A 13,234-nucleotide genomic window follows, 5' to 3' on the forward strand; every position below is an offset into this window, starting at 1 on the left:
TTCCAGAAAACGATGCGGTCGTCCCTGAATGCGCGAATGACTGCCGCCGTACCGTCCGTCGATCCGTCGTTGATCACGATGAGCTCGAAGTCGGTGTATGTCTGTTCCAGTACTCCGCGGATGGCATCTCCGACGTATCGTTCACAGTTGTAAGCGGGCATTAGCACGGACACCGTTGGCTGCGCCATCTTAGTTGAGTTGCTTTGGAATGAAAAAAACTTCTTCCGTCCTTCCGGCCCGGACTGCCTGATCTTATTGGCTATATAGGGAAAGAACTGGTATTTGTCGAGGATCAGCTGTCGTGCTTCCCGGATATGTTCGAGGTTCTTCGACCAGGCGTCCGAGTCCACGGCTTCCTGAATGATGCGGAGCGCTTCTTCCGGCTTGTTGGGGTCGATCCGGATCATCGCCTTTTCCGGAAAATAGCTGGCGATATTCACGGCTCCGTAGTAAATGGGCATCGTCCAGCTGAGCAGGCAGTCAGCGATCTTTTCGGTCCAGTAGTCGTTGCAGCTGAAGTTCTCGATGGCGATACTGTATTTGTAGGGTCCGATGCCGTCGAACTTGTCATCGATCGGCTGAAAGCCGCGGCCGAATAATTCAAAATGAAAATTCCGGGACTGCATATATTCCATGAAGGCCAGTCTGAGTGCGTGACCAGTGGCGCTTGTTCAGGTTGCTGGTGATCCAGGAAATGCCGTCTTTTTTCGAAGGAATATCCGAAGGTTCCAGCGCCTTCAGCTGGTCATAGCTCTTATTGATATGCCAGGGGAGGGCCGTCTGTTCATTGATGATCCGGCGGTCCGGAAATTCCGATGGGTCCCAGAACGTGTATACTCTGTCGAACCGGGCATAGCTTGGCGTCTGCCACCGGTACGCCTCGTGGGGAGGTTCCTGGCTCATCAGCCATCTCCCGCCGCGGCGGGAATACGTATAGATATCGCGGTCGGGTACGTTGAGCACGACCACATAGTCACAAAAAGTATTGCCGAGCGTAAACTCGATATTGTCCCACGCCCCGCTGTTTCCCGGCGTCTGTCTGAAAATGTCCGGCTCGGTCCAATCCTTTACAATCCTGACTTTCATTGATATTGGAATCTCCCGGTTAGTTATGGTTAAAAAGTTCTCTGTATTTCACGGCTTGTGTATCCAGCGTAAAATTCTTTAGCGCAAACTCCCGGCAGGAATCGCGCAGACGGACGCCCTGTTTCGGCTGCCGGATAGCCGATTCGAATGTCTTCTGCATATTCGTCCAGATCAATCTTGTCGCAGATCCAGCCGGATACGCCTTCGATGACCAGGTCAGGCATTCCGCCGGCATTGAAAGCGATCACGGGCGTCCCGCAGGAAACCGACTCGATCACCGAATTTGGCAGATTGTCGGCAAAAGAAGGAAATGCCAGACAGTCTGCCCGGTTGTAGACGGCCGCCTTCTCCTCCTTCGCGGAGACAAACCCCAGAAACTCGACTTCCAGCGTTCCGGGAAATACCACGTTCCTGACTTCCGAGTCCTCTCCCATGATCAGCAGCCTGATGTCTGAGTTATCCCCTCTGTTCTGAAGGGTATGTAACAGGATATGAAATCCCTTATTGACGTGTGACAGCGACGCAGCCGAGGCCAGGACAACGATCTTACCGGTGTTGCCGCCGCCTTGTTTGGCAGTGGGTTTGAAGATATCTGTCCAGATCCCGTAAGGGATCACCCGAACCTGGTCTTTTAAAAAAGGATGGCGTGCCAGCAGTTCGCCGGCAATCCAGTTCGAAGGAGCGATGAATCCGGATGGGGTTTTCCCGGAATACAGACTCGCGCTCCGCGACCATTTCACTCTCGGATCGTCCCTGTACGTGTACTTCGGGCAGGGTCCATCCATCCAGTATGCGCTTGTCCCGGATCACACGGAGGTCATAGGGGAATCCGACTATCGTCCACATGTCGTGCATGGTGACAAAAGTTTTGCAAAACTCCGAGGCTATGGAGAACATTTCTACGTTCATTCCCATCTCCCGTCCCCAGAGAATATTATGAAAGTTGACGACGTCCGGTCTGATCTCCTTTAGTATACGTCTGAAACGCCTGTTGGCCAGCCTGTTCCTGGCTGCCCGGGGCAGTTTTTGGAAGACCCGCATAAAAACCTTTTTCACCAGCGTATCCCTTTGCCAGAATTCTATCCTCTGCCAGCTGTAGGACCGGCTATCGTGAAAGGCCACCAGTCTGTATACTTCGTCTTCTCGGGAGAGCAATAACCCATTCACCAGGTTGGTCGTGGATGTTGCAGCACCGCCGGACGTCTCCTGATCAGAAACTATAAGGATCTTCATAATTTACCACGTTTAGACGGCCCCGCCCGGTGCATTCAGTCTGGTGATCTCCCTGTTCATCTCACTGACGGTCGCGGCATCCAGTTGATCGAGACTTTTTTCCCACCATTTCGACCGGAGCAGAAAGGCGATCGTCGCCTCATTGAACCTGTATCTTATCACTTTCGCGGGAACACCGCCCACTATCGCATAGTCCGGTACGTCGTGAAGCACGACCGCCCCGGCCGCTACTACAGCTCCATTCCCTATCGTGACGCCGTTCCTGATAAATACGTTTGCGCCAATCCATACATCGTTCATGATCCGTACGCGTGCATAGAGCGGATCACCCGATGAGGTATTTTCAATCCCGTCCTTATGTCTGTAGATATATGGACTCGTGCTCAGCTGGTTGAGGGGATGTTCTCCAAATCCGATGACCGTATTCGGCCCCACCGAACAGTAGTTCCCGATATCGCAAAATTCGACGATCGCATTATAGCTGATATAGGTATTGATGCCGAATTGTATGTCCCGGAAATGGTTGTTGCCATGATACCCCAGCCCTTTCCGATGATAGTCTCTATAGGACCGAAACTTCTTTGTCAGCGCCGTTTTGCGTTCCCGCCACAGCTGCCGGAGAAAGGAAAGGTAAAGTTTCGTCCTGCCGATCATATAAAGTCCCATTTACAGTCCACCAGTACCGACCCGAAATTGGTGTCGTAGCTCATCTGGTGACCGCTATCGACGATCTCGATATGACATATATCGGAAAGGTATTCGTATCCTTCCGCGCCGGCCTTGAATAGAGCGGCATCGAAAGAATAGAATCCCGGCACGATGGTGCGTTTGGGGATGGCGAACTGCAGCGTGATCTCCGATCTTCCTTCGAGGTCCGACTTCTCCAGGTGGAAATGGCTGGTAAAGACCTTGTGTTTCAGGGTATCCAGCAGCGCGAATCCGACCGACATGGACGAGAGATTCGAATTTTTGGAGATCCGGCATTTCAAGATAATGTCCTCGGTCGAAGAGGACGGAGTTGGTCAGCGTTCCGTCGGGCAGATAGGTCTCGATCAGCGCGAAATTTGCCGCCGAGTCCATTTTGGTGCCGACATATACGTTGTTCTGGCCGTAGCCGGAAGACGAGTATTTCTGAATAACGGCGGAGACGTTGTCCAGCAGCTGCATTTGCCCCTTGTCCATCCAGATCGCGGTCTTGCACAACTGGGCTATCACACCCATATTGTGGCTGACGAAGAGGACGGTACGGCCTTCATCCACGCTGACCTTTTCCATCTTGCCGAGGCATTTCTTCTGGAATTGGGCATCCCCTACCGCGAGCACCTCGTCCACGATCAGGATCTCGGGTTCCAGGTGGGCAGCGACTGCAAACGCCAGCCGGACGTACATACCACTGCTATAGCGCTTGACCGGGGTATCGAGGAAGCGTTCGACTTCCGCGAAATCCACGATCTCGTCGAATTTTTGTCTGATCTCCTTCCGGCCCATGCCCAAAATGGCGCCGTTGAGGAAGATATTTTCCCGACCCGTCAGCTCGGGATGGAAGCCGGTGCCTACTTCGAGCAGAGAGGCGACCCTACCCCTGAGGGTTATACGGCCGCTGGTTGGTTCGGTGATCCGGCTCAGTATTTTAAGGAGCGTGCTTTTTCCCGCCCCGTTCCTCCCGATAATGCCCAGCCGGTCGCCCTGATGTATTTCGAAATTTACGTCTTTGAGTGCATAAAATTCTTCTTTCACGGTCTTGCTGCGCTGCTGCTTCTGGACCAGGCGCTTGCCTTTGGTAACGATCTCGTCACGCAAAGATTTGTATTTTCTTTGCCTTCGTGCGAGAGCACGAATTTCTTCGACAGCTGTTCTACTTTGATTATCGGGGAGGACATGGAACTAAATATTATCTGCAAATGTTTTTTCTGTCTTGCGGAAATACCGGACGCCTATAAAACAAAACAGAACAATTACTAAATTCGAAAGGATAAAGCCGGGCACATAGATCTTCTCTTCCCCCAGAATGCACCAGCGGAAGCCGTCGATAACACCGACCATCGGGTTCAGCGAATACAACAGGCGCCATTGTTCCGGCACCCGGGAGCTGCTGAATCCGACCGGGGATACATAAAGCCCGAATTGTACGATGAATGGGATAATGTACCTGAAGTCGCGATACTTGACGTTGAGGGCGGTTACATACAGGCCCGTACCGAGCGATGCCAAAAAAGCCGTGAGTGTAAAGATGGGTAAGAATATCATATGCCATGACGGCACAAACCGGAACCAGATAAACAGTACGAGCATCAGCAGGAAAGAGATGCCGAAATCTACCAGGCTCACGATGACAGAGCTTGCGGGAACGATCAATCTTGGAAAATAGACCTTGGTGATCAGGTTGGCGTTACCGATCAGACTGCCGCTCGCCTCGCTGAGCGCGTTGGAAAAGAATTGCCAGTGGCAGCATTCCGGCATAGACAATGATCGCATAGGGAGGGCCGCCAACTTCACCCAGTTTGGCGATCCGTCCGAAGATCACGGTGAAGATGATCATGGTTAGCAACGGCCTGATAATGCTCCACGCCGCACCGATTGCCGTCTGTTTGTATCTTACCCGGATATCGCGCCAGCTCAGAATATAGAAGAGCTCTCTGTAGCGCCAAAGGTCGAGCCAGTAGTGTTTTTCGGCTGCACCCGCCTCTATGATCAGTTCATCCGGCATATTAGTTCGATTTTAGCTGATAGATTTTTTCGATGATCTCGATGACCTTCAGCCCTTCCAGGGCATTGGTCGTGATCGGTCCCCTGCCACTGAGCACGTCGCAGATATTCTCATATATATAATGGTGGTTGGCCGCCGATCCTTTGTAGGGACCGTAGTCGTTCGGCGGGTTGGAAGGCGGCAGTTCGGGCATGGTATAGTTCTCGATATTGCAGTATTCCACCTTGTTCATGTACTGGCCTCCGCACTTGACGGTACCCTTTTCGCCGATGATGGTCATGCTGCTTTCGTAGTTCTCATTCCAGACGGAGGTCGTATAGGCCAGCGAGCCCATGCCTCCGCTGACAAAATCGAACTGGACGAGCCCCGAATCTTCAAATTCGGTAAGACCGGAGTGATTGAAGTTCCTGAATTTGCCGCGGACATTCTCGATGTCGCCGAACAGCCAGAACATGATATCGATGAAGCTGGGAGAACTGGGTGTAGAGTGTCCCGCCGTCGAGGCCTTTTGTGCCGTGCCAGCCTCCATTCTTGTAATACCTGCTGTCCCTGTTCCAGAAGCAGTTGATCTGCACCATGAATATTTCGCCGAGCAGCTTGTTCTGCAGGATTTCCTTCAGCCACACGGAAGGGGGCGAATACCGGTTCTGCATGACGCAGAACACCTGTTTGTGACGGTGCAGGGCTTCATAGATGATCTTCTCGCATCCGGCCTTGGTGAGCGCCATCGGCTTCTCGATGACCACGTGTTTGCCTGCGGTCAGGCCTTTGAGCGCGTGTTCCTCGTGCAGTCCGTTCGGGGTAGCGATGCTCAGCACGTCAAAGGGAGGGGCTTCCGTCAGCAGCGTATCGACGGAGCAAAAAAATGGTACCTGATAGTTATCGAGGCCGAGCTTATTTTTGTCGGCAACATCCGCCATTGCTACGAGCTCACAGTCGGGGTTGTTTGTGATCATCGCGGCATGACGTTTTCCAATATGTCCGCATCCGATGACCGCAAATTTTACTTTTGAATTCACAACAGTCGTATTACTTTATTTTCCTTAAGTTGATAGTTTTGTCCGGTCTCCGGGCAGGCTGCGCGCCCCTGTTCGTCGAACTGCAGGCGGTGTCCGTATTCACTGACCCAACCCAGCTGTCTGGCCGGATTGCCAACCATGAGGGCATAGGCCGGCACCGGCCGGGTGATCACCGCCCCCGCGCCAATCATTGCATATTCGCCTATTTCATTACCGCAGACTATTGTTGCGTTGGCGCCGATGCTGGCCCCTTTGCGTACGAGGGTCTCCCGGTACTGATCTTTGCGGACTACCGCGCTTCTGGGATTGATTACGTTGGTGAAAACCATGGAAGGACCCAGAAACACGTCGTCTTCGCAGACGACACCCGTATATACGGAGACATTATTCTGGATCTTCACATTGTCGCCTAATACGACCTGCGGAGATATAACGACGTTCTGACCGAGATTGCAGTTCCTGCCGATAACACAATGGGGCATGACATGGGAAAAATGCCAGATCCGCGTTCCTTCGCCTATCGAGCAATCCTCATCTATCACGGCAGTGGGGTGAGCTTTGTAAGACATATCTGCGACAGAAACGTTAAGCAGGATAGTTTATTTTATCTTTCGCCCGGTCAGGAAGTCGAAGAATGATTTCTTCTTGCGCTTTTCTGTCTCGAAATATCCGGAGGTATTCCCATAGGAGTAGCCTCCATAATAGCCGTAGCCATAGCTTCCGTAGTAGCCGCCTTCGGCTTTTACGTCATTCAGGATCAGGGAAAGACGAGGTAATTTTTTTGTGTATAAAGGTCTTCTACGATATTCAGCTGTTTGCGGAAAGTGTGCCCCTGACGTACGATGTATAGCGTACAGTCGGCGTAGCGGCTGAGGTTCATGGCGTCGCTGACCAGACCGATCGGGGCCGTGTCCATGACCACGACGTCGAATTCGCGCATGACTTCCTTCATCAGGTCGTCGAGGCGGGGATCGATAAGCAGTTCTGCGGGGTTGGGTGGTATGGGACCGCAGGGGATCACATAAAGATTGTCGATCTCCTCTACTTTCACGAGCAGCTCTTCAAAGGAAGACCTTCCGATAATGTAGTTGGTAATGCCCATCTTCCGTTTGAGGTCGAGACCCGATACGATCTTCGGCTTGCGGATATCGAATTCCATGATCACCGTCTTTTTGCCGGCCAGCGCCATGGCCGCGGCGATGTTGGTACTGACAAAGGACTTTCCCTCTCCGCTGAAAGAGGACGTGATCATGATCACCGGCCGTTCATTCTTTCCGATGACATACTGCAGGTTCGTCCGGATGATCCTGAACTGCTCGGATATGAAGTGACGGTTGTTCCTGGTGACCACCAGCGTCTGTTCGTTGCTGGAATGGCCGATCTCCCCGAGCATCGGAGTCTGGGTGTGACGGTCGATATCGGCGCGGTCCCGCACTTTATCCTGCAGGACCTCTTTCAGCACGATAATTCCGCCGGGTATCAGGATGCCCAGAAATAAGTAAAAAGTATAGATGCTCTTTCGGTTCGGTTCGATTGGTAAAAGTGAGCCGATCGCGGGCTCGACCACCTTTGAATTGGAGATCGTGGAGGCGGACGAAATGGATGTTTCCAGTTTCTTCTGCAGCAGGAAGGAGTAGAGGTCTTCCAGGATCTTCTGCCGGCGCGTAATATTGAGCATGTCCATGCTCTTGCCGGGAAGCCCCTTGATGCGGCCCTGGAGCTGCGACTCCTGCTGTTGCAGATTTTGTCCGGCGATCATATAGGCCTGTCTGACACTGAGCAGGGCGGTATGTATATCGGACCTTACTTTTTCCAGTGAGTTCTGCAGCGAGATGATCAGCGGGTTGTTCGTACTGGTCGTTCTCAGATTGGCCTCCCGCTCGAGCTGCAGCCGGTTGTATTCCGTGATCAGCTGCTGCAGCGCCGGTTCAACGATGCCGAGATTGGTTGGGACGGCATTATACTGATTCTTGCTGTTCTGGATATATTCCAGCAGCCAGTTGACGACGTTCACCTTGATCTCCTGTTCCGCCTTTTCTTTCGATCCCGCCGACAGGTTGTCGAGGTATCTCCGGGACTGTTCGTCGACATCGTAGACCTGGTTGTTGATCATGTAGTTCTTCAGGTTGCCTTGCACCCCGTTGAGCTCATCCCGGATATTGTTCAGGCGGTCGTCGATAAATTTCAGTGTGATATAGGCTATCCGGCTCTTTCCTTCTACGATAAGCGTGTCGTAGACGGCCATCAGCGTGTTGAGGACGTCCTTACCCAGATTCACATTCTCTCCCTGGTAGGCAAGCGTAAGAATGGTCGCCTGGTCTTCGGGCTGGGCCACCGCGATCTGACCGAGCAGTTGTTCGGCAGCATCTGCCAGGGGAAGCCAGCTGACGATAAAGATCTTCGACTGGAACATGCCAAGATTGACGTCCATATTCCTTGTGAGCGAGCAGGTGTTCCGGCCGATCTGGAATGGCTGACCATAGGATGTCGGCGTCTTGCTGCCATCCAGCAGGAACTGGGTATCGTTGATGGCATTGGCCTGAAAACTAAATCCGGCGCTGGAATCCCCCACGTGCAGAACGACAAGGGTGAAGGGCTTCGTCTCATACAGCAGGCTCGTCCGTATGCTGCCTTTATTATTATACTGGCGCTGCAGGTCAAGGTCCCTCGCTACGCGCTGCAGAACGGGTCTCGATTTCAGGATCTGAACTTCATTGTACAGGTTCACGGACCCCTGGTTCATGAATAGCTCGCTGAAGCTGATGTTCTTGTCCGACTGCGCGCTCATTTGCTGGGATTCGTCCTTTATGAGCAGCGACGACATGACCCGATAAATGGGCGAGGAGTAACGGATCTTGATAAAAGCAAGGACAATGAAGATGGCCAGCGAGACCAGTATCCATGGCAGGTACTTGAGGTATCTGGCAATAAATTCTTTTGGGCCCATGGACAATTTGTTGTCCCGGCTTACTAATGGGTTGGTGGTGTCTATCTCTTTACTCTGTTCAGACATAGGACTTCATATCTATACAAATAGTTATTTGAATATGCTGTAAACGATCGCAAGGGCCGAAATGATAGTTGCCGCTATAGTGACATTGCGAACGGTAACCTGATCGCTGGCCGCCACTTTCTTTTTTGTCGCTTCCACGATGAGCACATCGTTCTGCTGCAAATAGAAATAGGGAGAGGACATTATTTCGGGTTTGGTCAGGTCGAGCCGGCCCCATTCCCGCTTGCCGTTGGTCTCCCGGATGACGAGCACGTTGTCCCTTCTGCCATAGAAGGTCAGGTCTCCCGCAAGGCCGATGGCCTCCAGCAGACTGACGTGCTCCCCCGGAATTCCAAAGATCCCCGGGTGCATGACCTCACCGAGTACGGTGAACCTGTAGTTCATAAAACGGATGGTGTAATAGGGATTCTTCAAATAGACCATCAGCCTGGCATCGAGCGTATCCTTCAGCGCGCCTTTTGTCAGGCCTTCCACGTGCAGGCGGCCAAGGCCCTGAAATTCGATATCGCCTTTTTCGTCTACCAGGTATCCAGGCGTGGTCGGGGAACCCGCGCCTGAGGCCCCCGCGCTGGACCCACTGCCACCGCCCGCGCCATTAGCGCCCGAGCCGGTCTGGCCGCCGGAGCTGCCGACGGTTACGAGGGACTGGTTGTACAATGCCGTAGCGGTTGGGTTGTCGCTGTACACGATAATACTGAGGAGGTCTCCCTTGCGGATCACAGGCTCTGTGATCACGACCTCACTGAGTTTGGTCGTATCGAACTTCCCCTGCATGTAAGTAAGATGTCTTGTATTGCCGCACGAAGCCATCGAACAGGCCAGTATGACAAGACCCGCTCCAAAGACCAGCCAACTCTTCCGCATTGAAAAAATAGTGGACATATTTTGTCAAAAAATTATATGCTATTCGACCGTTGTAAGATTTGATTTGTCAACCAGTGCCAGCAGCCGGTAGCCAATGCTTTCGATAACGACCTGCACCTTATTGTTCATAACCTTTATTATCTTTCCCCTCCTGTCCATGAACACGCCCTGACGGATGGTCACCTGGGCATCCTTCTCCAGTCCGACGGGCTCTGCCCAGACCTCCCTGTACTCATTCAGGAATTTATGGATCGTCTGTATCTCCTTTTCGCGCACGACGGCCGGCTTACCCAGCCAATAGACAAAATTCACGACCCCATCCACCATACGCACCCGGTTCTGCTCTCCCTCAGGCACCCGCACAAAAAGATAGGACTTGAACAGCGGCTCTTCTATCCATTTTATCCGGTCACTCCACTTCCTGCGCACCTTGTTCAACGGACAATACGCTTCGATCCCTGCCCGGGTCATTTGTCCGTAAACCTTTTTCTCCCACCGTGGTTTAGTATATACAGCGTACCAGTTCTTGTTGTCTTCGGACATAGCTTCGCCTCCTCAGTCCCATTTTCAGGTTTTAAGCGACTGATTATTAAAGGTTTGCATTTTCATGGGTGACGTATAATAATGACGAAGGGTACAAGGGAGTATTATGCCTTTCCTACTCCTTATACCCTTTAATAAAGCTCTTAATATGGATAGATCTCACAACCTTAGGGCTCATAGGAATATAAAAATTTAAAAGGCATCTCAATTCTCGCACACTAAACTTTAATTGCCTGGAAATATTGTATTGACTTTCATACAAATTCGCATGGCCGCTGCCCGAATTTTGTCACCGTGCAAATATAGGGGGATTTTGACATTTGACGATTTTAATTGAAAACTGAAAAACAAGGCATTAAGGATAGAAAAGAAGATAGAATCTACTATCTTGGAGCCGCAAATCCAATGATATGAGACTACGCTATGATCTACCTCTTTCGCGTGCTTGCGGCATGCGCCTTTTGCTGGCTACACGGACTTCTTTGCTGGCCCACCCGGGCGCTCCTTCTTACATCAGCTCTCCCGACACTTCGATCCTTCCAAAACAGAATATGAAAGCTATCCGGTCGATGGCGCCGGCCGGGTTGGCCGACGAGTTGTATCTGACAGACGCCGGGCGGCAGGGCATATTCGTGGCTGACGCCAGTGACAAGCAGTCGCCCGACGACAGCGCGATGGTGCTGGTGACGGCTTCCGGCAAGCGCTTTCGCAGAATGACCAACAACGGGACTGTGGACGTGCGCTGGTTTGGGGCTATACCGGGAGACGGAAAGGATGACTGGGCCGCCATACAGAAGGCCGTAGATTTCTGCACGAACTATGGCGACAAATATACTACGGTTCACCTGGGACCGGGCGTTTATGAGATCTCTCAGCCGATAATGCTCTATCGTCTCGCCGGCAACGGCTATGGCTTCCATAGCACCAATCTTGAAGGCGAGTCGTCTTTCTGGGAGTCGTCGGGCAACGGTACTACGATCCAGTGTGACTTCAAGGATAAATTTGCGATCGGTGTACAACTGGGGAAAGGCAACAAGATCAGGCGGCTAAAGATCATCGGCGGATTCAAGCCCCCTTCCGGGACAAGTTCTCTTTTTACCGGTCGACGTTCGACCAGTTCAAGGACCCAACCTGCCGGGATTCCGACTTCTCCCCTTATGCGGGTATCGTCATCGATCCGTTCAGCAATAGCGCAAGCCAGATCCCCGAGGACGGCGGCTACCCAGGGTATCGTTCCCGGTATCGGGGTACGGGAGCGTCTTCGGGGTCGACCGGGGTCGACATCGAGGATGTTTTCATCAGCAGTTTTGTGGTTGGCGTATGTTCTTCCCCCAACTCCTTTACCCGCAACGCTGAGCTTACGCTGATCAACAAGATCCAGTTCCTCAATACCAAGCTATGTATCTCGGGTTCGCAGGATCAGGAGAAGGACAATGTGGTTACGAATCTGGGTTGCTGGGGGACGACACACACGGTGTTTGCCACGGGCCTCTACGGAGCGCATACTCCGGGCAACTGGTACGTGGAGAACGCGAATATCGCGGGATTTGTAAACCAGTTGGTTTTTAACAACCAGGGCGGCTATTTCGGCTCGCATTTCCGTAATATTTTTGCCGAATCGCTGGGCCGTTTCGGCCTGATCTTCTCGAACCAGTCGACCACGGTGGAGTCTTCCGAGCTTGGCTTTGCCTATTATTTTAATGAGACCGGGGAATACACCAATCCACAGATCGACTGCTCGGGCGTAACTTTTATCGGTTGTAATATCCGCATGTACGGAACCTTCCAGCCGGTGACCATTCACGGGTCTTCTACCTTTATGGGCTGTTCGTTCGAGACGGTTCCTTTTGCCGTCTATTCCGTTCGCGACTACCCCAGCTTCGTCAACACATTTGTACAGGGCTCCGCGTGTCCCCTCGGTCTGTCGGGCAGCCGCAATACATATCCGGCCGAGGCTTCGCAGTGCCATAGCTACGGGCACTACAAGATCACCAGCGGTGCTGTGTCCCTGACGACTGATAACGCCGAGCCTGCGATGGCCTATCCCATCGACCTCATGGGTAACGGTGTTACGCTGAATATCACCACCGACAACAGCGGCGTCCGGTCCGCCGTTGTCCCGCTCGGGCCTGAGCAGGCGGGCAGGGTGAAAAAAGGCGATGTCATCTGCAACAGCCCGGGGGAGAATATCCAGGCAATACTGGGGACGGTCACTTCTGTGACGGCGAACAACTTCACGCTTTCCTATATTCCTTCCATTTTGAAAGGCGGAGAGCGGCTGTATCTGTCGGTTTTTCTGCCGTTATATACCATGAGTTTTTTGGGAGATATTACTGCCGGAAGCAACCAGATAACAAATGTAAAGACCGACTTCGGCGACTTCCAAAAATTCCTCACGCACGGCGGTCTTATGTACTGCAACCGCTTTATCAACTCGCAGGGCAACCAGCACTGGCGGAGGTCGCAGTTCCGCGTTGTCGCCTGGGACGCCTCTTCTCACACGATCACCCTCGACCAGCCGGCGACACGGACGATCAAAGGCGTATATTTCAGCAACGCCAATGCGGTGAAGGACGTGCACCGGAAGACTATGGAGAGGGGATCGAAAGTATCAATAAAGTGAGTTCGGATATGCTGCTGCAGCAGGGTGGACGGATCTTCACCAGGGACGCCGACGGAAATCCGGAGACTTATCTGGTCACGAAGAGTGGATACTATAATGTATCGGCAAGTCATGATAGCCGGCAGGCGGAATGGAGGAAGGAGTAG

16 protein-coding genes and 2 pseudogenes are annotated in these 13,234 nt (G+C 52.5%); 3 read left to right on the top strand and 15 right to left on the bottom strand.

Features of this window, described 5'->3' with window-relative positions:
• Nucleotides 1–17: 17 nt before the first annotated feature.
• The 15 genes and pseudogenes from ACQ86N_RS42655 to ACQ86N_RS42725 form a co-directional block, all read right to left on the bottom strand.
• A pseudogene (locus ACQ86N_RS42655) lies at nucleotides 18–635 on the bottom strand (glycosyltransferase); the annotation flags it as partial.
• Nucleotides 601–1,086, bottom strand: coding sequence for a hypothetical protein (locus ACQ86N_RS42660; RefSeq protein ID WP_431212354.1), 486 nt, complete (start codon nucleotides 1,084–1,086; stop codon nucleotides 601–603). The pseudogene ACQ86N_RS42655 and the gene ACQ86N_RS42660, both read right to left, overlap by 35 nt.
• 29 nt (nucleotides 1,087–1,115) lie before the next feature.
• Entirely contained in the window at nucleotides 1,116–1,703 is a 588-nt protein-coding gene (locus ACQ86N_RS42665) for a glycosyltransferase (RefSeq protein WP_431212355.1), read from the bottom strand.
• Nucleotides 1,633–2,319 carry a hypothetical protein gene (locus ACQ86N_RS42670; RefSeq protein WP_431212356.1) on the bottom strand — a complete coding sequence of 229 codons (687 nt, stop codon included), beginning with the start codon at nucleotides 2,317–2,319 and terminating at the stop codon, nucleotides 1,633–1,635. The genes ACQ86N_RS42665 and ACQ86N_RS42670 overlap by 71 nt, the downstream gene beginning before the upstream one ends.
• Nucleotides 2,320–2,331: 12 nt before the next feature.
• The gene (locus tag ACQ86N_RS42675; RefSeq protein ID WP_431212357.1) at nucleotides 2,332–2,973 is read right to left on the bottom strand and encodes a CatB-related O-acetyltransferase; all 642 of its coding nucleotides are present in this window, start codon (nucleotides 2,971–2,973) and stop codon (nucleotides 2,332–2,334) included.
• Nucleotides 2,970–3,269, bottom strand: coding sequence for a hypothetical protein (locus tag ACQ86N_RS42680; protein WP_431212358.1), 300 nt, complete (start codon nucleotides 3,267–3,269; stop codon nucleotides 2,970–2,972). The genes ACQ86N_RS42675 and ACQ86N_RS42680 overlap by 4 nt, the downstream gene beginning before the upstream one ends.
• 430 nt (nucleotides 3,270–3,699) lie before the next feature.
• Nucleotides 3,700–4,056 (bottom strand): annotated as a pseudogene (locus ACQ86N_RS42685) (ABC transporter ATP-binding protein); the annotation flags it as partial.
• Nucleotides 4,057–4,203: 147 nt separating this feature from the next.
• Nucleotides 4,204–4,779 carry an ABC transporter permease gene (locus ACQ86N_RS42690; protein ID WP_431212359.1) on the bottom strand — a complete coding sequence of 192 codons (576 nt, stop codon included), beginning with the start codon at nucleotides 4,777–4,779 and terminating at the stop codon, nucleotides 4,204–4,206.
• Nucleotides 4,709–5,026: an ABC transporter permease gene (locus ACQ86N_RS42695; RefSeq protein ID WP_431212360.1), complete on the bottom strand. Its 318-nt coding sequence runs from the start codon at nucleotides 5,024–5,026 to the stop codon at nucleotides 4,709–4,711. Before ACQ86N_RS42695 ends, ACQ86N_RS42690 begins: the two co-directional genes overlap by 71 nt.
• A gap of 1 nt (nucleotide 5,027) precedes the next feature.
• Nucleotides 5,028–5,480: a Gfo/Idh/MocA family protein gene (locus ACQ86N_RS42700; RefSeq protein ID WP_431212361.1), complete on the bottom strand. Its 453-nt coding sequence runs from the start codon at nucleotides 5,478–5,480 to the stop codon at nucleotides 5,028–5,030.
• On the bottom strand, nucleotides 5,401–6,045 hold the full coding sequence (locus ACQ86N_RS42705; RefSeq protein ID WP_431212362.1) for a Gfo/Idh/MocA family protein: 645 nt from the start codon (nucleotides 6,043–6,045) through the stop codon (nucleotides 5,401–5,403). Before ACQ86N_RS42705 ends, ACQ86N_RS42700 begins: the two co-directional genes overlap by 80 nt.
• Nucleotides 6,042–6,614 (bottom strand): acyltransferase, encoded by a 573-nt coding sequence (locus ACQ86N_RS42710; RefSeq protein ID WP_431212363.1) that lies wholly within the window; start codon nucleotides 6,612–6,614, stop codon nucleotides 6,042–6,044. Before ACQ86N_RS42710 ends, ACQ86N_RS42705 begins: the two co-directional genes overlap by 4 nt.
• A 188-nt stretch (nucleotides 6,615–6,802) precedes the next feature.
• On the bottom strand, nucleotides 6,803–9,058 hold the full coding sequence (locus ACQ86N_RS42715) for a GumC family protein (RefSeq protein ID WP_431212364.1): 2,256 nt from the start codon (nucleotides 9,056–9,058) through the stop codon (nucleotides 6,803–6,805).
• A 24-nt stretch (nucleotides 9,059–9,082) separates the two neighbouring features.
• Nucleotides 9,083–9,922 (bottom strand): polysaccharide biosynthesis/export family protein, encoded by an 840-nt coding sequence (locus tag ACQ86N_RS42720; protein ID WP_431212365.1) that lies wholly within the window; start codon nucleotides 9,920–9,922, stop codon nucleotides 9,083–9,085.
• A gap of 39 nt (nucleotides 9,923–9,961) precedes the next feature.
• Nucleotides 9,962–10,465 carry a UpxY family transcription antiterminator gene (locus ACQ86N_RS42725; protein WP_431212366.1) on the bottom strand — a complete coding sequence of 168 codons (504 nt, stop codon included), beginning with the start codon at nucleotides 10,463–10,465 and terminating at the stop codon, nucleotides 9,962–9,964.
• 410 nt (nucleotides 10,466–10,875) lie between these two features.
• On the opposite strand from ACQ86N_RS42725, the gene ACQ86N_RS42730 reads away from it, so the two are divergent.
• Genes ACQ86N_RS42730 through ACQ86N_RS42740 form a run of 3 tightly spaced genes read left to right on the top strand, consistent with a single transcriptional unit; the run spans nucleotide 10,876 to nucleotide 13,234 of the window.
• Nucleotides 10,876–11,832, top strand: a complete 957-nt coding sequence (locus ACQ86N_RS42730; protein WP_431212367.1) for a hypothetical protein — start codon at nucleotides 10,876–10,878, stop codon at nucleotides 11,830–11,832.
• Nucleotides 11,775–13,088, top strand: coding sequence for a hypothetical protein (locus tag ACQ86N_RS42735; RefSeq protein ID WP_431212368.1), 1,314 nt, complete (start codon nucleotides 11,775–11,777; stop codon nucleotides 13,086–13,088). Before ACQ86N_RS42730 ends, ACQ86N_RS42735 begins: the two co-directional genes overlap by 58 nt.
• Nucleotides 13,085–13,234: a hypothetical protein gene (locus ACQ86N_RS42740; RefSeq protein ID WP_431212369.1), complete on the top strand. Its 150-nt coding sequence runs from the start codon at nucleotides 13,085–13,087 to the stop codon at nucleotides 13,232–13,234. The genes ACQ86N_RS42735 and ACQ86N_RS42740 overlap by 4 nt, the downstream gene beginning before the upstream one ends.

Origin of the sequence: Puia sp. P3, assembly GCF_050632245.1 — a bacterium.
Classification (GTDB): domain Bacteria; phylum Bacteroidota; class Bacteroidia; order Chitinophagales; family Chitinophagaceae; genus Puia.

Excerpts from the sequence above, each read along its gene's own strand:
- ACQ86N_RS42660 (WP_431212354.1), bottom strand. The coding sequence starts at position 1,086 with ATGAAAGTCAGGATTGTAAAGGATTGGACCGAGCCGGACATTTTCAGA.
- ACQ86N_RS42670 (WP_431212356.1), bottom strand. The coding sequence starts at position 2,319 with ATGAAGATCCTTATAGTTTCTGATCAGGAGACGTCCGGCGGTGCTGCA.
- ACQ86N_RS42675 (WP_431212357.1), bottom strand. The coding sequence starts at position 2,973 with ATGATCGGCAGGACGAAACTTTACCTTTCCTTTCTCCGGCAGCTGTGG.
- ACQ86N_RS42680 (WP_431212358.1), bottom strand. The coding sequence starts at position 3,269 with ATGTCGGTCGGATTCGCGCTGCTGGATACCCTGAAACACAAGGTCTTT.
- ACQ86N_RS42690 (WP_431212359.1), bottom strand. The coding sequence starts at position 4,779 with ATGCCGGAATGCTGCCACTGGCAATTCTTTTCCAACGCGCTCAGCGAG.
- ACQ86N_RS42695 (WP_431212360.1), bottom strand. The coding sequence starts at position 5,026 with ATGCCGGATGAACTGATCATAGAGGCGGGTGCAGCCGAAAAACACTAC.
- ACQ86N_RS42700 (WP_431212361.1), bottom strand. The coding sequence starts at position 5,480 with ATGTTCTGGCTGTTCGGCGACATCGAGAATGTCCGCGGCAAATTCAGG.
- ACQ86N_RS42710 (WP_431212363.1), bottom strand. The coding sequence starts at position 6,614 with ATGTCTTACAAAGCTCACCCCACTGCCGTGATAGATGAGGATTGCTCG.
- ACQ86N_RS42715 (WP_431212364.1), bottom strand. The coding sequence starts at position 9,058 with ATGTCTGAACAGAGTAAAGAGATAGACACCACCAACCCATTAGTAAGC.
- ACQ86N_RS42720 (WP_431212365.1), bottom strand. The coding sequence starts at position 9,922 with ATGCGGAAGAGTTGGCTGGTCTTTGGAGCGGGTCTTGTCATACTGGCC.
- ACQ86N_RS42725 (WP_431212366.1), bottom strand. The coding sequence starts at position 10,465 with ATGTCCGAAGACAACAAGAACTGGTACGCTGTATATACTAAACCACGG.
- ACQ86N_RS42730 (WP_431212367.1), top strand. The coding sequence starts at position 10,876 with ATGAGACTACGCTATGATCTACCTCTTTCGCGTGCTTGCGGCATGCGC.